At 60.7% G+C, this 19,410-nt stretch carries 19 protein-coding genes; 12 read left to right on the forward strand and 7 right to left on the reverse strand.

Going from position 1 to position 19,410, the window contains the following annotated elements; all coding sequences use genetic code 11:
• Window positions 1–7 precede the first annotated feature (7 nt).
• Window positions 8–790 carry an SDR family NAD(P)-dependent oxidoreductase gene (locus QN222_RS04115; RefSeq protein WP_283961083.1) on the reverse strand — a complete coding sequence of 261 codons (783 nt, stop codon included), beginning with the start codon at window positions 788–790 and terminating at the stop codon, window positions 8–10.
• A 169-nt stretch (window positions 791–959) separates the two neighbouring features.
• Between QN222_RS04115 and gloA the strand changes: the two genes are divergently transcribed.
• Both gloA and QN222_RS04125 read left to right on the forward strand, forming a co-directional pair.
• Window positions 960–1,376 (forward strand): lactoylglutathione lyase, encoded by a 417-nt coding sequence (gene gloA, locus QN222_RS04120; RefSeq protein WP_283961082.1) that lies wholly within the window; start codon window positions 960–962, stop codon window positions 1,374–1,376.
• 14 nt (window positions 1,377–1,390) lie between these two features.
• Window positions 1,391–2,371: an aldo/keto reductase gene (locus QN222_RS04125; RefSeq protein WP_283961081.1), complete on the forward strand. Its 981-nt coding sequence runs from the start codon at window positions 1,391–1,393 to the stop codon at window positions 2,369–2,371.
• Between the two features lie 78 nt (window positions 2,372–2,449).
• Here the strand turns inward: QN222_RS04125 and QN222_RS04130 are convergent, their stop codons facing one another.
• On the reverse strand, window positions 2,450–3,346 hold the full coding sequence (locus QN222_RS04130; protein WP_283961080.1) for an SMP-30/gluconolactonase/LRE family protein: 897 nt from the start codon (window positions 3,344–3,346) through the stop codon (window positions 2,450–2,452).
• A gap of 11 nt (window positions 3,347–3,357) precedes the next feature.
• Window positions 3,358–4,098 (reverse strand): ribonuclease activity regulator RraA, encoded by a 741-nt coding sequence (locus tag QN222_RS04135; protein ID WP_283961079.1) that lies wholly within the window; start codon window positions 4,096–4,098, stop codon window positions 3,358–3,360.
• 341 nt (window positions 4,099–4,439) lie between these two features.
• Here QN222_RS04135 and QN222_RS04140 point away from each other — a divergent pair, with 341 nt between their 5' ends.
• The 10 genes from QN222_RS04140 (at window position 4,440) to QN222_RS04185 (ending at window position 14,905) form a co-directional block, all read left to right on the forward strand.
• A complete protein-coding gene (locus QN222_RS04140) occupies window positions 4,440–5,228 on the forward strand; it encodes an IclR family transcriptional regulator (protein ID WP_283961123.1) in 789 nt (262 codons plus the stop codon).
• Window positions 5,229–5,263: 35 nt separating this feature from the next.
• Window positions 5,264–6,460, forward strand: coding sequence for a mandelate racemase/muconate lactonizing enzyme family protein (locus QN222_RS04145; RefSeq protein WP_283961078.1), 1,197 nt, complete (start codon window positions 5,264–5,266; stop codon window positions 6,458–6,460).
• A 258-nt stretch (window positions 6,461–6,718) separates the two neighbouring features.
• Window positions 6,719–7,852, forward strand: coding sequence for a mannonate dehydratase (locus tag QN222_RS04150; protein WP_283961077.1), 1,134 nt, complete (start codon window positions 6,719–6,721; stop codon window positions 7,850–7,852).
• Between the two features lie 39 nt (window positions 7,853–7,891).
• The gene (locus tag QN222_RS04155; RefSeq protein ID WP_283961076.1) at window positions 7,892–9,142 is read left to right on the forward strand and encodes an ABC transporter substrate-binding protein; all 1,251 of its coding nucleotides are present in this window, start codon (window positions 7,892–7,894) and stop codon (window positions 9,140–9,142) included.
• A 77-nt stretch (window positions 9,143–9,219) separates the two neighbouring features.
• Window positions 9,220–10,080 (forward strand): sugar ABC transporter permease, encoded by an 861-nt coding sequence (locus QN222_RS04160; protein ID WP_283961075.1) that lies wholly within the window; start codon window positions 9,220–9,222, stop codon window positions 10,078–10,080.
• A 3-nt stretch (window positions 10,081–10,083) separates the two neighbouring features.
• Entirely contained in the window at window positions 10,084–10,911 is an 828-nt protein-coding gene (locus QN222_RS04165) for a carbohydrate ABC transporter permease (protein WP_283961074.1), read from the forward strand.
• A 28-nt stretch (window positions 10,912–10,939) separates the two neighbouring features.
• Complete coding sequence (locus QN222_RS04170) at window positions 10,940–12,022, forward strand: sn-glycerol-3-phosphate ABC transporter ATP-binding protein UgpC (protein WP_283961073.1); 1,083 nt, start codon at window positions 10,940–10,942, stop codon at window positions 12,020–12,022.
• A gap of 270 nt (window positions 12,023–12,292) precedes the next feature.
• Window positions 12,293–12,667 (forward strand): VOC family protein, encoded by a 375-nt coding sequence (locus QN222_RS04175; RefSeq protein WP_283961072.1) that lies wholly within the window; start codon window positions 12,293–12,295, stop codon window positions 12,665–12,667.
• A gap of 298 nt (window positions 12,668–12,965) precedes the next feature.
• Complete coding sequence (locus QN222_RS04180; RefSeq protein ID WP_283961071.1) at window positions 12,966–13,682, forward strand: FadR/GntR family transcriptional regulator; 717 nt, start codon at window positions 12,966–12,968, stop codon at window positions 13,680–13,682.
• A gap of 20 nt (window positions 13,683–13,702) precedes the next feature.
• Complete coding sequence (locus QN222_RS04185; protein WP_283961070.1) at window positions 13,703–14,905, forward strand: mandelate racemase/muconate lactonizing enzyme family protein; 1,203 nt, start codon at window positions 13,703–13,705, stop codon at window positions 14,903–14,905.
• A gap of 323 nt (window positions 14,906–15,228) precedes the next feature.
• On the opposite strand, the gene QN222_RS04190 is transcribed toward QN222_RS04185, so the two are convergent.
• The 4 genes from QN222_RS04190 to QN222_RS04205 are packed head-to-tail and all read right to left on the reverse strand — an operon-like array spanning window position 15,229 to window position 19,280.
• Entirely contained in the window at window positions 15,229–16,233 is a 1,005-nt protein-coding gene (locus tag QN222_RS04190) for a TRAP transporter substrate-binding protein (RefSeq protein ID WP_283961069.1), read from the reverse strand.
• Between the two features lie 49 nt (window positions 16,234–16,282).
• Window positions 16,283–17,560 carry a TRAP transporter large permease subunit gene (locus QN222_RS04195; RefSeq protein WP_284005261.1) on the reverse strand — a complete coding sequence of 426 codons (1,278 nt, stop codon included), beginning with the start codon at window positions 17,558–17,560 and terminating at the stop codon, window positions 16,283–16,285.
• Window positions 17,560–18,093: a TRAP transporter small permease gene (locus QN222_RS04200; protein ID WP_283961066.1), complete on the reverse strand. Its 534-nt coding sequence runs from the start codon at window positions 18,091–18,093 to the stop codon at window positions 17,560–17,562. Before QN222_RS04200 ends, QN222_RS04195 begins: the two co-directional genes overlap by 1 nt.
• Before the next feature lie 20 nt (window positions 18,094–18,113).
• Window positions 18,114–19,280, reverse strand: coding sequence for a fumarylacetoacetate hydrolase family protein (locus QN222_RS04205; RefSeq protein ID WP_283961065.1), 1,167 nt, complete (start codon window positions 19,278–19,280; stop codon window positions 18,114–18,116).
• Window positions 19,281–19,410: the final 130 nt, after the last annotated feature.

Here is a 19,410-nt window from a genome sequence, read left to right on the forward strand (position 1 = left end):
GCCGCTGTCAGCGCAGCAGGCTCTGACCACCGTCGATCCAGACCGGCGATCCGGTAATGTGGCGCGCGTGGTCGGACGCCAGGAACGTTACGATTTCGGCGACGTCCTCGCTCGTTCCCGCCTTGCCGCCGGTAATAGGAATATCGCCTTCCGGCCAGACGACCGGAATGCGTACGGCGTCTTGATTGCGCTTGATCGTGCTGTCGGGAATGTTGGTGGCGATCAGGCCGGGGCAGACGGCGTTGATGCGGATGCGGGATTTGCCGAGCTCAAGCGCGAGCTGCTGCACCATGGCAAGCTGCGCCGCCTTGGTGGCGGAATATGCTGTCGCGCCCGCCGTCGTGAAGGTGCGGGTACCATTGATCGAGGAGATGACGACGATCGAGCCGCCGCCCGCCAGTTTCAAGTGCGGCACGGCGCAATGAATGGTGAGGTAGGTACCGCGCAGATTAACGGCGATCGTCTTGTCCCATTCATGCGGCTGCAGATCGTCGATTGGGGCCCACACTCCGTTGATGCCGGCATTAGCGACCACGATGTCGAGCCGTCCCCAGGTCGAGACGAGCGTTTCAACCGCGCCCTTCATGTCGTCCTCGAAGCTGACGTCGCCGGTGAGCGCCAGCGCCTCGCCCCCGGCCGCCTCAATCTCCTCCTTCGCCTTCAGTGTCTCGCTCCCGGTCCTGCTCAGCACCGCGACCCTCGCGCCTCGAGCAGCCAGCATGAGGGCCGATGCCTTTCCGATGCCGGAGCCTGCACCCGTCACGAGCGCCACCTTGCCTGTCAAATCCATAGCCGTTCCTCCATCCGGACCACGCGGAAACGCTGTTATTGCACTCCGCAACACATGAATGGTTTTACATAACAAAATTCTCGCTTTCCAGGGTAAGTTTTTGTTTCGGAAAGATTTTTTCACCAGTAGCTACGGCGTAGCCGCCTTATCACCATAGAGGAGACAGACAATGGCGCCAGCCACCCAGACTGCCAAGCCACCGAGGATCATGCACACGATGATCCGTGTCGGCGATCTGCAGCGATCGATCGGCTTCTACTCGAAGCACTTCGGCATGGATGTCATCCGCACGATCGATGTGCCGGAAGGCAACTACACCAACGTCTTCATCGGCTACGGTGCCGAAAAGACCGATCCGATGATCGAGCTGACCTACAACTACGGCGTCGCGAGCTACGAAAAGGGCAGCGGCTTCGGCCATCTCGCCGTCGGCGTTCCGGATATCTACGCCGCCTGCGAGGCCATGCGAAAGGAAGGGGTCAAGATCGTTCGCGAGCCCGGCCCGGTCAAATTCGGTACCACCGTGATCGCCTTCGTCGACGATCCGGATGGCTATCGCATCGAACTTATCCAGGAAAGCAAATAATCGGAGTCTTGACGATGGAATATACCAGACTGGGCAATTCGGGGCTCGAGGTCTCGCGCATCTGCCTCGGATGCATGACCTTCGGCGAACCCGATCGCGGCAATCCGAAATGGACACTCGTAGAAGAGGACAGCCGACCGCTGATCAAGAAGGCGATCGAGCTCGGCGTCAATTTCTTCGACACGGCCAACATCTACTCCAACGGCTCCAGCGAGGAGATTGTCGGCCGGGCCCTCAAGGACTTTGCCAAGCGTGATGAGATCGTGCTGGCAACCAAGATCAATTCTCCGCTGCGCGACGGCCCGAATGCAAAGGGCCTTTCGCGCAAGGCGATCATGCAAGAAATCGACCATAGCCTGCGCCGCCTCGGGACCGACTACGTGGATCTCTACCAGATCCATCGCTGGGATCCGGTAACGCCGATCGAAGAGACGCTCGAAGCCCTGACGGATCTCGTGAGGGTCGGAAAGGTTCGCTATATTGGCGCCTCTTCCATGCATGCCTGGAAGTTTGCTAAGTCGCTCTACCTTTCGGACCGCAAGGGTTGGGCGCGCTTCATCTCGATGCAGAATCATTACAACTTGCTCAACCGCGAGGAGGAGCGGGAAATGGTGCCGCTTTGCGCGGCGGAAGGTGTCGGCCTCATCCCATGGAGCCCGCTAGCCCGCGGCCTTCTCGCCCGCGAGGACGGGCACGAATCGCTCCGCAAGGGCACCGACATCCTACGACCGGTCCTGTATGGCGATACGGAAGAGGCCGATGCGAAGGTCATCAATGCGGTCGCCAATGTCGCCCGGCGCCATGGCGTGCCCCGCGCCCGCATCGCCATAGCGTGGCTTCTGTCCAACCCGGCCGTTGCTGCTCCGATCGTCGGCGTCAGCCGCGAGAGCCAGATCGTCGATGCCGCCGAGGCGGTCACGATCAAGCTGACGCCGGAAGACCTGAAGGAATTGACGGAGCATTATGTGCCCCACAAGATCATGGGCTTCGAATAGGAAGAAAGGCCGGCCACTCAGGTGGCCGGCCTCTCGCCAGATCGTCGAAGAAAACCGGCCTTGCGACCGGCTTTTTCATCAGATGTCTTCGTCGAAGAATGGCTCAGGCAGACCTGCAACCGGTGCCCGCATGGCAAACAGGCTGCCGGATGTGGGGAATTGGGACATCTCCTCTGGAGGTCTGCGGCTGCCCGCCGTCGTCACGAACAGGGTACGCATGTCCGGGCCGCCGAAGGCCGGCATCGTGGGGCACTTCACCGGCACAGGATATTCGGCCATCAACTCGCCCTTCGGCGAGAAGCGTCGGACCACGGCCGCGCCGAAGATCGCCACCCAGTAGCAGCCTTCCGCATCGATCACGCTGCCGTCCGGCCGCGCGGCCGGGTTGTCAGGGATCTCGATCAACAGACGCCCGCCTGAAATCGCACCCGCCGATTTGTCGAAATCATGGGCCGTGACCTTCGAAACGGGAGAGTCCACATGGTAAAGCGTCCCTCCGTCCGGCGAGAACGCAAGCCCATTGGAGGTCATGAGCCCGTCCATCAGGGGCGAAAGCCCGTTGCTGTCATAGCGATATAGCTTGGCCCTGTGCTGCCTGCTTTCATCCACCGTTCCCGCATAGAACCGGCCGTCCGGACCGACCCGGCCATCGTTGAAGCGGCTCGTTTCGGTGCCTTCCGGGTTGTCCGCAAGCTTCAGTATCGGCTTGCCAAGAGAGTCAAGCCGCCAGATGCCGGATCGCAGGCCGGCAATGAAGCCGCCGCCACGGACGAGACCGATACAACCGATCTCTTCGGACTGCATGAAGCGCTGGAGTTCTCCGGTCGCGGGGTCGAAGCGATTGATCGACGGCCCGCGGATGTCGACGAAGTAGAGCACCTGTTCGGCCTCGCTCCAGACTGGGCTCTCGCCGAGTTGCGAACGGCAGTCGCAGACCAGGCTGAACGTCCGGTCATCGAGTGTCGCCTTTTCCATGGGAGACGATCTCACTTCGCGTTTTTGTTGCGCAGCCACTGCTCGTATTCGGGCCGTGCGTCGTCATGTAGCGGGTAGTAGCGCTTGAGCTCGCCGCCGGCGAGCAGCTTCTCCTTGGAGAATTCCTCCCATTCGTGGTGGGTTGAGGCGCGTCTGATCAGCTCTTCCGCATGCGAAACGGGTACGACGACCGCACCGTCGTCATCGGCTATAATGATGTCGCCCGGCATGATGAACACGCCGCCGCAGGAGATCGGCACGTTGACGCCCCAGGGCATGAGATCCGTCTGGGTGTGGAAGTTCGGGGTGAGCCCGCGGATCCACATGCCGAGATCGAGATGCTTGGCGTTCGGATAATCTCGCAGGCACCCGTCGATCACTACGCCGGCACCGCCCTTGCCTTGGAAATAGGTGAGCATCATCTCCCCGAAGATGCCGCTCTTCATGTCGCCGCGCGCATCCACAACCACAACGTCACCCGGCTGGGTGTGGTAGAGGACATGCCTGTGCAGCTGTTTTTCCGGCTGGGCATACTCGTCCGCGTCCTGAAGGTCCTCGCGCTTGGGTACGAACTGGAGGGTGAGCGCTGGGCCGCACATCACTTGTCCTTCCCGGCGGGAAACCGGTCCGCAGATATGCGTGTTGCGGATGCCCATCTTGCTCAGCTGGCTGGAGGACGTGGCGGCGCCGATTTCTTTGATCGCCTCGACCCATTCGCGCGGCGGCCGTTTGATGTCCTGTGTCTGAATCATGGATGTTTTCCTGTATCTCGTCTTCGCCGGTCCGGCGGAGAGGCTGAAAATTTTTCATGTGGTTGAAAATCTTAAAGCCGCGGCATCCGCCGCCGGCGCCCGAGCGGCCGGAAAGCGGGCGCGGCGTGGCGTCACCATCGGCCTATTTCAATGTCATCCCTCCTCCAGACTGGCGCCCACCAGTCAGATCAGTTCATATTTAAACTGCATTAATTCATTTCAGAATGAATGTTGACAAAGCCGGTGTCAATGATGGAATGGTGTTGGTGATGAAAAAATCGGGTATTGCTCCAAATAGGAATTTATTTCATTCGTAACTGAATGAGGGCCAAGGATATTTGATGAGCGACGAAAATAGCCAAGACGACAAGGACAAGAACGGCGTCCCGGTGCTGGAGCGGATGATGGAGATCCTGTCTTCGCTCGAACTGCAGCCTGCCGGCGAAACTATTCGCGGCCTTTCCGAGCAACTTTCTGTGCCGCGTAGCACGGTCTATCGTATTCTGAACACGCTGCACGCCCACAATGTGGTCCAGCGCCGGCTCGACGGGACTTATGTCCTGGGGCCACGCCTGCTCAGCCTCGCCTCCAAGGTCCGCTCCGAAGCGACGTTCGATCTCTTGGCCGTGGCGCAGCCCACCATGAAGAAGCTGGCCGACTTGACCGGCGAGGCCAATAAGCTCTCCGTACTCGACAACCAAGCGGTCGTCGTGGTCTCAGCCTTTGCCGGACAGGGCCAATACGCCCTCAATCCGGCGGTCGGACAGGCGTTTCCTCTTCATGCCGGCGCAGCCAGCAAGCTGCTGCTCGCCCATATGGACCCCGACGCGATAGCCAAGTTCCTCGCAACACCCCTTCAGAAATACACACCCCGTACCATTACGGACGCGGCCAAGCTTTCGACCGAACTCAACCGCATTCGCAAGCAGGGATGGGCAAGCGACCGCGGCGAACATGGCGGCAGCGTCTGGGCGATCGCGGCGCCTATCACGGCACCATCGGGAAGCGTGATTGCCGCATTGAGCATCCCCTACCTGGCTGCCGACAAGGAAAATGACGAGCGCGACAGGCTGCGCGACCTGGTCATCGAGTCCGCCGCCGAAATTTCCAGCCGCATTCCGGATATCTGAGCACGCCACCAGCCGGTGGCAGCGGGAGGACGAATTTGAAGATCATCGATGTCAGATGCGCGCTTTTCGGGCGCCACCCTGTCGTGCGGCTCGTCACCGACGAGGGTCTTTCCGGCTACGGGCAAATCGAGTTCTGGAAACCTTACGCCAGGGAACACGTCCTACTCCTGCGCGACATGATCCTCGGCATGGATCCGACCGACGTGGAGCGCGTCATGCTGCGCATCCGCCACCGCGGCGCGTTCAAGCCCTGGGGTAGCGCCATCAGCGCCATCGAGATGGCCTGCTGGGATCTTGCCGGCAAGGCTGCGGGCATACCTGTCTACAAGCTGCTCGGCGGCAAGGTGCGTGACAGGGTTCGGGTCTATAATGGCGGCGTCCGCTTTCCGATGGCAGGCTGGGGACCGGAGGATTATGCCGCCGACTGCAGGAAGATGATGGCTTCACCCGAAGGCTTCACCATCATCAAGCAGCCAATCGCATTCCACAGCCCCATGGCTCGCCAGGTACCGGATTTTCACTACGGCGAGGTCACAACAAAGCCGATGCCGGGACTACGGGATACCGGCTATCTCACCGAAAAGGGTTTTAATCATGTGGTCGCCTGCGTCGAGGCGATGAAGGAGGTCACCGGCGACAAGGTAGGCCTCGCTCTCGACTGCGGCCCAGGTTGGACTCTGCCGGATGCGAAGAAATTCGCAAAGGCCGTGGAGCCGCTCAATCTGATGTGGATCGAGGATATCCTCACCGGCGACCAGTCGCCCTATGTCGGCGCGCCCGCCTACCGAGATCTCACCATAAGCACGTCGACGCCGATCCATACTGGCGAGCAGATCTATCTGCGCCAGAACTTTCGCGAACTTATCGAAACCCGTGCCGTCAACATTCTCGGGCCCGACCCTTGCGATGTCGGCGGCATCGCCGAACTGAAGCGCGTCGCGGAATATGCCGAGATCCATGGGCTGCTGTTCGCGCCGCATGGTACGGCCAACGGTCTGCTGGGACTTGCCGCGCTCGTGCAGGTGTCGGCCACCCTTCCGCAGAACTACATCGCCTTCGAAATACCGATGGGCGAACCGGACTGGTGGTACGAGATCGTCGAAGGGCTGCCGAACCCGATCGTCAGGGACGGTTTCGTGGAGGTCTGGGACAAGCCGGGAATGGGCGTCGACTTTATTGTAGACAAGGCGGTCGCCTACCTGGCGGAAGAGGACCGCAACTTCTTCGACTAGAGCGCCTTGCGTTCAAATGAACGCGCAAAGGACGCGCTCGGGGTTTATGCGCACAAGTCCGCATCTACGTGGCGCCGGTTGGCACCGCGGCAATCCTCCATTGCCCGCGCGGACAAGAAGGGTCTGGGGTTTTACCGCAGGCTTTTACGTCGTCGCTTTCCCGTCCGATACCGCTTGACAGATCAAAAATCCCACCTCATTCTTATTAGAACAATGCAAGTTCATATTTGAACTGCTTGGGATGCAAAGGAGGAATGCATGCCCATCCGAGTTGGGATGACGCTCTCGGGCGAACGGCTGAACCGCGACAACGCCAAGTTTGCGCAGCAGCTCGGCATAGAGGACGTCGTCGTTCATCTCGGCCGTTACAGTCGCGTCGAAGACCCGGCTCCCTATCTTGCCGGTGGCCGGCCGGGACCGATCCTCGGCGATTGCAGCGCTGAGACGCTCTGGAGCTACGACTACATGAAGAGCGTCGTCGACATACTCGGCGAGTACGGCCTGAAAATTGCTGCGATGGAGAATTTCGCGCCGAATTTCTGGTCCGACATCCTGCTGGATGGGCCGGCAAAGGTGCGGCAGATGGATGGATTGAAAAGGCTCGTCGAGGATGCCGCCCGCGCCGGGATCAAGATCATCGGCTATAACTTCTCGATCGCCGGTGTCTGGGGCTGGCGGCGCCTGCCAGTTGGCCGCGGCGGTGCGGTGACGTCCGTTTTCGATGCGTCGAGCTTCGATGCGCAGGCGCCGATCCCGGACGGCATGGTGTGGAACATGCGCTATCGCCCGGCCGTCGCGGGTGCGCCACCGCTGACGGTTTCCGACGCGGAACTTTGGCAGCGGCTCGAATGGTTCTTGAAGGAACTGGTGCCGGTGGCTGAAGCGGCGGGCGTGCGGCTGGCCGCCCATCCCGACGATCCGCCGGTGGAGACGCTGCGTGGCACCGCACGCCTCGTCAACCAGCCATCGAAATACGACCGGCTGGCTTCGATTGTCGACAGTCCCGCCAATGCGCTGGAATTCTGCGTCGGTTCGCTTCAGGAGATGACGATGGGCAACGTCTACGAGGCGACGCGCCGCTTCGCCCGCGCGAAAAAGATCGCCTATGTCCATTTCCGCAACGTGCGCGGCAAGGTTCCCCATTACGAGGAGACCTTCATCGACAACGGCGACGTCGATATGGCCGAGATCATCCGAATCCTGCGGGACGAGGACTTCGACGGCATCATGGTTCCCGACCACGTGCCGGATGTTCACAGCAACGCGCCTTGGCACGCCGGCATGGCCTACACCATCGGCTACATGCGCGCGCTCGTCGCCCAGGCGCATCTGCTCGGCGCGTCGAAGACGCCGGTTTCCATCTCGGACGCGATGACCAGGGAGGCGGTTTGAACGTTCGTTTCTGACGAAGAGCTAGGGAGAAGAATGACCATGAAACGCATGACGAAGACACTGGCAGCCGGCTTTGCCCTGCTGCTTTCGCAGGCAAGTCTGGCATCCGCAGCAGACCTCGTCTGGTGGACGATGAACTGGAACGAGCAGAAGGCGAAGGATTACGCCGCCGAATTCATGAAGGAGAACCCTGACGTCAAGATCCGCGTCGAGGCGAACGTCGCAGGCGGCCTTCAAAGCCGCATCCTCGTCGCGCTGCAATCCGGCAGCACGCCGGACCTGATCGACGTTCAGAACGGCGCCAACATTCCGCTCGCCCAGACGGGCAAGCTCGAGCCTCTGCGCGACAAGTTGACGGCGGCCGGCGTTGAGTTCGACAACATTCTTCCCGCAAGCCTCGATACAGCAACCTATGAAGGCCAGCTCTACGGCCTGCCCTTCCAGGCGGAAGCCCATGCACTGATCTATAACAAGGGCGCATTCAAGGAAGCAGGCCTCGACCCGGAAAAGCCGCCGCAGACCTGGACCGAGTTCATCGACTACGCCAAGAAGCTGACCCGTACGAACAGCAAGGGCCAGCAGGTCTTCGGTTATGGGGTTTCCGGCGGCGGCGCGGATCAACCCGGCAACGCGTTGTTCCGCTCCCTGCCATTCATGTGGATGAACGGTGGCGGGATACTCAGCCCCGACAACAAGGATGTTATCGTCAATTCGTCGGCCTCGGTGGAAGGCGTAAAGCTGTATGTCGATCTCTTCACGACCTACAAGGTTTCGCCGCCATCGACCCTGGAAAACGACTCCAACGGCCTCCGCCGCCTCTTCCAGGTCGGCAACGTGGCGATGATCCCGGGTGCGACCTCCGACATCGAGCGCATTCGCGCGGCGGCGCCAGACATCGAGATCGGTGTCGGTCAGCTCCCCCATCCAGAAGGAAAACAGACCGCCGTCATACTCGGCGGCTGGAACTTCATCATTCCAAAGGATGCGCCGAATAAGGAAGCCGCCATCAGGCTCGCCGCCTTTATGTCGAAGCCCGAGCGCCAGGCCCTCTATACGACGACGTTCCCCGCCGCCATGTCAGGCCTCGACGACAAACGTTTCGCCGACCCGATCATGAATGCGCATAAGGAGATGCTGAAACACGCCCGCCCGCAACCGACCATCCCCCAATGGGGACAGATCGGCCAGATCTACTACAACCACCTCCAGGAAGCGCTGCTGCAGAGCAGCACGGTCCAGGAGGCCATGGATTCCGCCGCAAGCGAGATCGAGACGCTGTTGTCGCAGTGAAGCCTGCCAACGGTCCACATGAACTGAGCTGGAGCGCCCTGGCCGTCTGGTGGGGGCGCGCAACATCCGGAATCTCCATGACAATGCGAAATATCAGCCCCGGCGTCTGGTTCATCCTGCCGACCATGCTGCTTCTTGCAGCGCTAATCGTCTATCCGATGCTGTCGACAGCCGAGCTCAGCGTAACGGACGCGAACGGCGCCTTCGCGGGCATGCGGAATTTCAACGTCGCGATCAGCGCGCCATCGACGAGGCTGATCCTCTTCAACACCGCCTACTATGTGATCGGTTCGGTGGTATTCCAGCTTCTGCTCGGCATTCTGGCCGGCATCCTGCTCAATCAGCATTTTGCCGGCCGCGCGCTCGTGCGCTCTCTCATGCTAATTCCCTGGGTCGTGCCCGGCATCGTTGCGGCCATGACCTGGGCCTGGATGTTCCATACCGACTACGGCATCATCAACTATATAATGACCCAGGTCGGCGTCATCTCCGAGCCGATCGGCTGGCTGACCAATCCCAACACTGTCATGCCCGCGCTCATCGCGGTGAACGCCTGGAAGATGTTCCCTTTTGTGGCGGTCATGGTACTCGCCGGCCTGCAATCCGTGCCGGAGGAACTTTATGAGGCGGTCCGTGTTGACGGCGCCAATTTCTGGCACGAGATCTGGCACATCATGCTGCCGCAACTGCGGCCGGTGCTCGTCTCGATCACGCTGCTCCTGACCATCTGGGCACTGGATGGCATCACGATCATCTACTCCATTACCGGTGGCGGCCCCGCCAACCGCTCGATGATCTTTCCGATCCAGATCTACGTTCAGGCTTTCGAGTATTTCGAATTCAACCGGGCGGCCGCACTTTCGGTCCTCTACTTCCTATTCCTCTCGGTGATCATCGTACTCTACATGCGCGTCTTCGCGGCGCAGGAAAAGGACTGAGCCATGCGCGACAGACGCCGCACGCTTCTCATCTCGCTGCCAGTCGCGATCCTGGTTATCGTCGCGGTCTTCCCGTTCCTCTGGATGGCAGTCTCGGCGTTCAAGCCGCTAGCGCAGCTTTATACGATCCCGCCGCAATGGCTGCCCGACCCACCGACGCTCGAGAACTTCAAGAACGTTGTCTTCCAGTCGAATATCCCGCGGTATTTTATCAACAGCCTGATCATCTCGATCGGCTCTACCTTCTTGGCGCTCGTCTTCGCGATCTTCGCCGCATATGGCTTCGCCCGGTTCGATTTCCGCGGCCGGTCGGCGGCGCTGGCCTTCGTGCTGATCGGCCAACTCCTGCCGACGGCGACCGTTATCGTTCCGCTTTACATCGTCCTGAACTACCTCGGGCTCATCAATACCTATCTTGGCCTGATCCTCGTCTATCTCATTCTTACGCTACCGTTGAGTGTCTGGATGCTGACGGGTTATTTCCGGGGGATTCCGAAGGAACTGGAGGACGCGGCCATCATTGACGGCGCGTCCCAGCTCGGTGTTCTGTTCCGCATCTCGCTGCCGCTCGTCACGCCGGGCATTATTGCGGTGACGCTCTATTCCTTCGTCGCCACCTGGAACGAGTTCGTGTTCGCCCTCTCCTTCGCCACGGAAAAGGAAATGAAGACGCTGCCGATCGGACTGGCGGAGTTCTCCACCGAATTCGATACGGACTGGGGCGCGGTCATGGCCGCATCCTTCGTCATGACACTGCCGATCGCGCTCATCTTCCTGGTGATGCAGCGCATGTTCGTCGGGGGTCTCATGTCCGGCGCCACCAAAGGCTGACGGATAACAAAGAATTGGAGGATAGATTTTGGCTCAGGTTGCATTGAACGGACTGGTGAAGAGGTACGGAGCCTATCAGGCGCTGCACGAGGTCGACATGACCGTGGAGGACGGCGAGTTCGTCGTGCTTGTCGGCCCCTCGGGCTGCGGAAAATCGACACTGCTCAGGATGATCGCCGGACTGGAGGAGATTTCGGACGGTACGATCAGCATCGACGGCCGCATCGTCAATACGGTCCGTCCCAAAGAACGCGACATCGCCATGGTCTTCCAGTCTTATGCACTCTATCCGCATATGACGGTCCGCAAGAACATGAGTTTCGCCCTGAAACTTGCAGGCACGGCCCAGTCGGAAATCGACAAAGCAGTCGAGCGGGCGGCCTCAATCCTCGGGCTCGAGCCTTTGCTCGACAGAAAGCCGAAGCAGCTTTCTGGCGGTCAGCGCCAACGCGTCGCCATGGGGCGCGCGATCGTTCGGAACCCTCGGGTCTTTCTGTTCGACGAACCGCTGTCCAACCTAGATGCCAAGCTCAGGGTGCAGATGCGTGCGGAGATCAAGGAACTGCACCAGAGACTCGGCGCGACCACCGTCTATGTCACTCATGACCAGATCGAAGCCATGACCATGGCAGACAAGATCGTTGTGATGCGTGACGGCCATATCGAACAGATGGGCCACCCGCTAGACCTTTACGACCGTCCGGCCAATCGCTTCGTGGCCGGCTTTATTGGTTCGCCAGCCATGAATTTCATCGACGGACGAATAGATGGTTCCGGTACGACCTGCTTTGTCGCATCCGATGGCACGACAATTCCGATTTCCGGCCGGCCAGGCCTATCGAAGGGCGTCGAAACTGTTCTGGCGATCCGTCCGGAGGATTTGACCATCGTACCGGAAAACCATAGTGGGGCCTTTCCCGCTCTTGTGTCGGTCGTGGAGTCCACGGGGCCGGAAACCATCGTAATCCTGGCAAGTTGCGGAACGCGTCTCTCCGTCGTCGTGAAGGAACGCTCTCACCTGAAGATTGGCGAGAAAGTCTGGCTGCACGCTGAGCCGGAGAAAATGCATTTCTTCGAATCCACGGGAGATGGTTGCAGGATGAATATTTGATACCAAATCAATACTCGGCGAGGGCAGATGCTTGTCAACCATGCGGGGCTCAGGCCGTGCGCCCTGCGGCCCAGGAGGGCTTACCCAAGGGCGCGCCGCCCTCTGGACCCCGCCTCCTTGCCATTAATGGCTGAGACATGCCATTAAAGTTTGACCCGCAAAGCGGCCGCAATGGAGGTTTTGCAGCGCACGCAGACATTGCAAGGTGCGCAGCGGGGCATGCGCCGGCTGTCTCTCCATCAAGCAGACCCACACATTTCAGGAGAACTCATGTTTGACCACGTCAAATTCGGCGTCAGCGACTATGAAGCCAGCAAGGCGTTCTTCCTCAAGGCACTTGAACCGCTCGGCGTAGCTGTTGTCTCGGAGGGGCCGCCGACGTACGGTGTCGAGCTTAGCTCTGACGGCAGGGTTTCATTGTGCCTATACCAAACCGAGGAGAAGCCGGCGCATCTTCACGTGGCGTTCACGGCCGAGACGCGCCAGCAAGTCGAAGCTTTCTATCGCGCGGCTCTGGAGGCGGGTGGCAACGACAATGGTGCGCCTGGTCTGCGCCCGCATTACCACGCGAACTACTATGCAGCTTTCGTCATTGGTCCGGACGGGCACAACATCGAAGCGGTTTGCCACGAATCTGAGGCCTAACCCTTCCATCAAGGACCTCTGCTTCCAGCGGGAAAAGTCCGCTCATGTCGCTGCAGCCCGGCGACATAGTCTCCACCGCCACGCCTCCGCGGATCGGCATGGAAGCCGCCGCGCCAGCTGGTGCCTGGTGACGTCGTTGAACTCGGCACACAGAAGCAGACCTTCAGGGCCGACGTCTGATCGAGATGAGATTTGAAGGAAGCGGTGGCGCGCCGCCCCTATTTTGGGGCCCTACCCCATCGCTCTTGGCTTTTGCGCAAACTTATAATACAGGTTTTCAAAAGTCATAGGATAGAGAATGAGCGAGAAGTTACCGACCACTCCGTCTTCCGGCGACCTCGTCGCAGGCGCGGTCTCGCAGATTTCCGCCTTCATCCGCAAAAACCAGCTGAAGCCAGGGGATCGCCTGCCCTCCGAAGCGGCCCTGACGGAGAGCCTTAACGTGTCCCGCACCGTGGTTCGCGAGGCTCTGCGTTCGCTCGCCGCGATGCGACTGATCGATCTCGGCGCCGGCAAGCGGCCCACCGTCGCCGAACTCGACGACAGTTCCATCGCCATGACCTTCCGGCACGGCCTGTTCACCGACCAGATCGACATCCGCCAGATCTATGACGCGCGCCGCACCATCGAGGGACGTACGGCAACGCTGGCCGCCCTGCTGCGCACCGAGAAGGAGGCGGACGAGATGCTCGGCTTCGCCCGCGCCATGCAGAACCGCCTCGACCAACCGGCCGTCGTCATGGAAAACGACCTCGCACTTCATCTGGCAATTGCGCGCGCCTCGAAGAACCCCGTCTTCGCCCTCATGATCGGCGCCTTTCAGGGCGTGATCGTCGAGAGTTGGCCGATCGGCTGGAGGGCCCGCGCCACCGACGACGAACGCGAAGCCATGAACCGCCTGCACCTCGACCTCGCCGAGGCGATCGCCGCCTCCGATCCCCAGGCGGCCTCGACCATCATGGACCGGCATTTCGACCAGAGCCTCAGGGCTCTCGCCCGTGCCGGCCTGACCTGAATCAAGAAACTGGAGTTCCCATGAAAATCACAGGTCTCGAAACCGTGCGCGTCGCCGAGCGCGCCAATCTCCTCTGGCTGCTCGTGCACACCGACGAAGGCATAACCGGCCTCGGGGAAACCTTCTTCGGCGCGGAGACCGTCGAAGCCTATATCCACGAATACATCGCGCCCCGCGTGATCGGCCGTGATCCGCTGGAGATCGACCGCCTCGCGGCCGACCTCGTCGGCTATATCGGCTTCCGTTCCTCCGGCGCCGAAGTGCGCGGCAACTCCGCCTTCGACATCGCGCTCTGGGACATTTTCGGAAAGGCGACCGGGCAGCCGATCGCCCAGCTTCTGGGCGGCTTCACGCGCCGGGAGATCCGCACCTACAACACCTGTGCCGGCACCGAATACATCAAGAAGGCGACCGGCCAGACGACCTCCAACTACGGCCTTTCGACCGGCAAGGACTATGACGACCTGAACGGTTTCCTGCACCGCGCCGACGAACTGGCGCTCTCGTTGCTCGAAGACGGCATCACCGCCATGAAGATCTGGCCGTTCGACGCGGCCGCCGAAAAGATGCGCGGCCAGTACATCTCGGTCCCCGATCTCAAGCAGGCGCTCGTTCCCTTCGAAAAGATCCGCGCAGCCGTCGGTGACAAGATGGACATCATGGTCGAGTTCCACTCCATGTGGCAGTTGCTGCCGGCCATGCAGATCGCCAAGGCGCTCGCTCCCTTCAACACCTTCTGGCATGAAGATCCGATCAAGATGGATAGCCTTTCGAGCCTGAAGCGCTATGCCGAGGTCTCCCCGGCCCCGATCTCGGCGTCCGAAACGCTCGCCACCCGGTGGGGTTTCCGCGACTACCTCGAGACTGGCGCGGCCGGCATCGTCATGCTCGACATATCCTGGTGCGGCGGGCTCTCGGAAGCCCGCAAGATCGCGTCGATGGCCGAAGCCTGGCACCTGCCTGTCGCTCCGCATGACTGCACCGGCCCGGTGGTGCTCTGCGCCTCGACCCATCTGTCGCTCAATGCCCCCAATGCGCTGGTCCAGGAAAGCGTGCGCGCCTTCTACAACACCTGGTATCGCGACCTGGTCACCGCACTGCCGGAGGTGAAGCACGGAATGATCACGGTGCCCCCCGGTCCAGGGCTTGGCATGGAGCTTCATCCCGACATAGAGAAGACGTTCACGGTCAGCCGCCGCATGTCCGACGCCTCGAGCCTCTGACGACGGCAAGCCAATAGAGCGTCGGCGGCAGCTCTTGAGCTCGCCGCCTTCGCCAGCGCTCCGCGGTAATGCTGCTCGGAAGGTGCTGTTCAGGCTGAACGACGCGATGCCAAAGCCGGCGCCGGCCTCCTCGGGAGACACAACATAAGAAAGTAGCCCGCAGCGGTCTCCACTGCGGGCTACTTTTTTGGCGCGGTCCCGAAGACCGCCGCTACAGCGCCGTGCGTCTTATCAGACGCGCCAAGGACGCTGTAGCACTTTGAATTGCCGCATGTTTCAAATCTTAAATCGGCTACGATTTAAGGAAACATGCAGTAGGGAGACTACTTGCGGATCTCGGTGAGTTCGGCAAGGACTGCGTCCACGACGTCAGCACCGATCTCGTCCATGTGCTTTTGGTAGACAACCATCGACTTCTCGCGGATGCGGGCCTGTTCTTCCGGAGACAGGACGTTCACTTCGAGGCCGGCAGCCTTGATCTTCTCCAGCGACTTCTTGTTCAGGTCGGCGATGACCTGACGCTCGACGTCGCGGCCGACGACCGCGCATTCACGAAGGGCCGCCTGCTCTTCCGGGGTGTAGGTGTCGAAGATGGCCTTCGAGAACAGGAAGAGGAACGGCGTGTAGGCGTGGTTGGTCTCGGTGACGTATTTCTGCACTTCGAAGAACTTCGAAGTGTCGATCGTCACATACGGGTTTTCCTGGGCGTCGATCGTTTTGGTTTCGAGAGCCGAGAACACTTCGCCGAATGCCATCGGCGTGGCGTTCGCACCAAGGTTCTGGAAGGTGTCGAGGAAGATGTTGTTCTGCATGACGCGAACCTTCAGGCCCTCGAAGTCTTCCCACTTGGTGACCGGGCGAACGGAGTTCGACAGGTTACGGAAGCCGTTTTCCCAGTAAGCAAGGTTGACGAGGCCGACGGCCGCCAGCTTCTCGTCCATCATCTTGCCGAACTTGCCGTCGAGAACCTTGTAGGCTTCCTGGGCATTGGCGAAGAGGAACGGCAGGTCGAAGACGCCGAGAGCCGGCTCGATGCCGACGAGCGGCGACGACGAGGTGACGACAGCTTCCTGAACGCCCGAACGGAGCGCCTGGGTGGCCTGCAGGTCGCCGCCGAGAGCGCCGCCCCAGAATGCCGTCAGCTTGAGCTTGCCGCCGGACTTTTCGTCCAGGCACTTCTGCATGGCCTCGATACCATTGCCGACCGGGTGGTCGGCGTTGATGCCGTTCGACACACGGATGTTGCGGTCATTGAATTCCGCGAGTGCCGGAGCCGAAGCCGTGCAGGCGAAAGCGATGGCAGTCGTGGCGAGTAGAAGTTTTCTCATATTTTCCTCCCAATGGATTGTTGAGTGAGAAGGTTGGACGTGCCGGCTGTCAGTGCAGCCAGCGCGCCGGTACGATGACCAGGTCCGGGAACAGGACCAGGAGAAAGAGCACGATCGTCTGCGCCGCGAGGAACGGCCACACACCCGCCGTGACCTTTCCGAGCGGGATACGGCCGACGCCGCTGACGACGTTGAGAACGACGCCGACCGGTGGGGTCAGAAGACCGATGCAGTTGTTCATGATGAACAGGACACCGAAGTAGACCGGATCGATACCCGCCTGTTTGATGATCGGCATGAGTACCGGCGTCAGGATCAGGATTGTCGGCGTCAGGTCCAGAGCGGTGCCGACGATCAGCACCAGGATCATGATAACGAACATCAGCAGGATCGGACGGTCGATCAGCGGTTCGATCAAGCCGGTGATTTCGCCCGGAATGTTCGCGGCGGTTATCAACCAGGCTGAAACCAGCGCGGCGCACACCAGGAACATGATCACGGACGTCGTCTTCGCTGCCTGCAGGATCACGCGCGGAAGCTCTTTCCATGTCAACTCACGGTAAATGAACAGGCCGACGAACAGCGCGTAGGCCGCGGCGATGACGGCCGCTTCCGTGGGGGTGACCATGCCCGCCTTGATGCCGCCGAGAATGATGACCGGCATGCCGAGCGCCCAGAGTGCCCGGCCGGTCACCTGGAGGCGTTCCTTCATCGACGCGCGCGGAAGGGCCTCGACCTTGTCCTTGCGCACCACGATCAGCCAGGTGCCGATCAATGCAAAGCCCATCATGAGGCCGGGAACGATGCCCGCCATGAAGAGCTGCGTGATCGAAACGTTGGCCGCGACGCCGAAGACGATGAAGGCCATGGACGGCGGAATGACCGGGGCGATGATGCCGCCGGCGGCAATGAGGCCGGCCGAACGCGGGACATTGTAGCCCGCCTTGGCCATCATCGGGATGAGGATGGCGGCGAGCGCGGCGGTGTCCGCGGCCGCGGAGCCGGAAATGCTGGCCATGATCAGCGCGGCGACGATCGCCACGATGCCGAGACCGCCGCGAATGTGGCCCACGCAGGCGATGGCGAAATCGATGATACGGCGCGAAAGGCCGCCGGCGTTCATCAGCTCGCCCGCCAGAATGAAGAAGGGAATGGCGAGCAGGGTGAAGGTGTCAGCCCCGGCGATCATGTTCTGGGCGATGATCTGGGTGTTGAACATACCCATGTACCACATGAGCACGACGCCGCAGAACATCAGCGAAAATGCAACCGGCACCCCGATCGCCATGGCTCCCAGCAGGGAACCAACAAAAACGAAAAGGGTCATCAGCTACGCTCCGCCATCTGTTCGAGAGTGAGGTTTTCGCCAGCGAAAGCCTCGATTTCTTCCTGGGTCACGCGACCGGTAAGGAGACGAACAAGACGTTCAAGCGCGATGATCACGCAGCCAGCGCCGGTAAAAAAGCCGATGCCGTAGACGAAGCCCATCGACAGGCCGGTCACAGGAGCCTTCATGCTCCAGTTGATCGGAAGCTGCTTCCAGGTGCCCCAGAAGAAGATCGCCGAACAGCCGATGATCACCAGGTTGCTCAGGATCATGCAGACGATGCGCCCCTTGCGACCGAGAAGCGCGACCAGCGTTTCGACGCCCAGGTGCCCGTGTTCGCGGAAGGTCACGACGGCACCGATGAAGGTTACCCAGACGAAGAAATAACGCGCCAGTTCGTCCGACACGGTCAGGCCGGAATTCATGGCGTAACGCATGACAACGTTAACGAAAACCATGATCGCCATTCCTGACATAAGGACGATCAGCAGGATTTCGAGAACCCTGTAGAATAGATCAGTTGCCTTTTGCACTCGTTCCTCTCCCGGTTGCTTTACAAGAGGCCGCGCTTGGCAAGATTTCGCATGAGGGCGCCGACCCCAAAGGTCCATTCCGGGCAGGCATCACAGCGATCAACCCAGTTCACCAGACGCCCGAGCTTCGACGTCGATATTTCCACCCGATCGCCCACTTCGTGCGTGAAGCCCTGTCCGGCGCCACGGCGATCCTTCACCGGCGCGAACATCGTGCCGAGGAAGAGCACCGCTCCGTCCGGATACTGGTGATTGCGGTTGCGCAGTTGTGACACCAGGTTTTCCGGGCTGCGGCTGATCGCTTCCATCGGGCTTTCGCCAGCCATCTCGAAACCGTCCTCGCCCTTGACCAGCAGCGAGACGCGAACCTTGCGCAGGTCGTCGATGGTGAAGTTGTCATCGAACAGGCGAATGAACGGGCCGATCGAGCAGGACGCATTGTTGTCCTTCGCCTTGCCGAGCAGCAGGGCAGAACGGCCTTCAACATCACGAAGGTTCACGTCGTTGCCGAGCGTGGCGCCGAGGATCGTACCGTCAGAACGAACGGCGAGCACGACTTCGGGCTCGGGATTGTTCCACTGCGAGATCGGATGAATGCCGACCGTGTCGCCACAGCCGACGGACGACATGGGCTGCGACTTGGTGAAGATTTCGGCATCGGGGCCGATTCCGACTTCGAGGTACTGCGACCAGAGGTTCATGTCCTGCAGCAGCGCCTTGACCTTCGCCGCCTGCTCCGAACCGGCAACGAGACCGCGCAAGCTATCGCCGAGCACCGGCGCCAGCCGTTCGCGGATTTCTTGTGCCCGGGAGGAATCGCCCTTGGCCTGCTCCTCGATCACGCGCTCGAGCATGCTGTCGGCGAAGGTGACGCCCGCCGCCTTGATCGACTGAAGGTCGATCGGCGCCAGAAGCTCGCCCGCCTTGCCGGAGAGGAAATCATCGAGAGAGCCGAGATCGGCAAGACCGGTCGCGGATTTCAGCCTGCCGACCAGCCCATCCTGCTCGAACAGGAAAGAAACGGTGGCAGCGATGGTTGTCAGGTCAAGCAAGCGTCCGTCGCGCAGCAGTACCGGGCAAGGGCCATCGATAGCCTTCGACCACACACGCCCGACCAGAACGGCCTGCGCTGCGTCTTCCGGCAAAATTGCGGCCGCGGATAGTGAATGCTTGGAAACCAAGTCCATCCTCCCTTTTCGAATGTCTCCCAGGCAGCGACCTCCCGCTACCTTGCCTTATTGTCTGGATGTCTGACAACGTTGCTCAATCGTTTTAATCGGACTCCGTCGCACTGTCCAGCGTCCAAATGACGGCTTG

The organism is Sinorhizobium sp. 6-70 (assembly GCF_030124375.1).
In the GTDB taxonomy this organism is placed as follows: Bacteria; Pseudomonadota; Alphaproteobacteria; order Rhizobiales; family Rhizobiaceae; genus Sinorhizobium.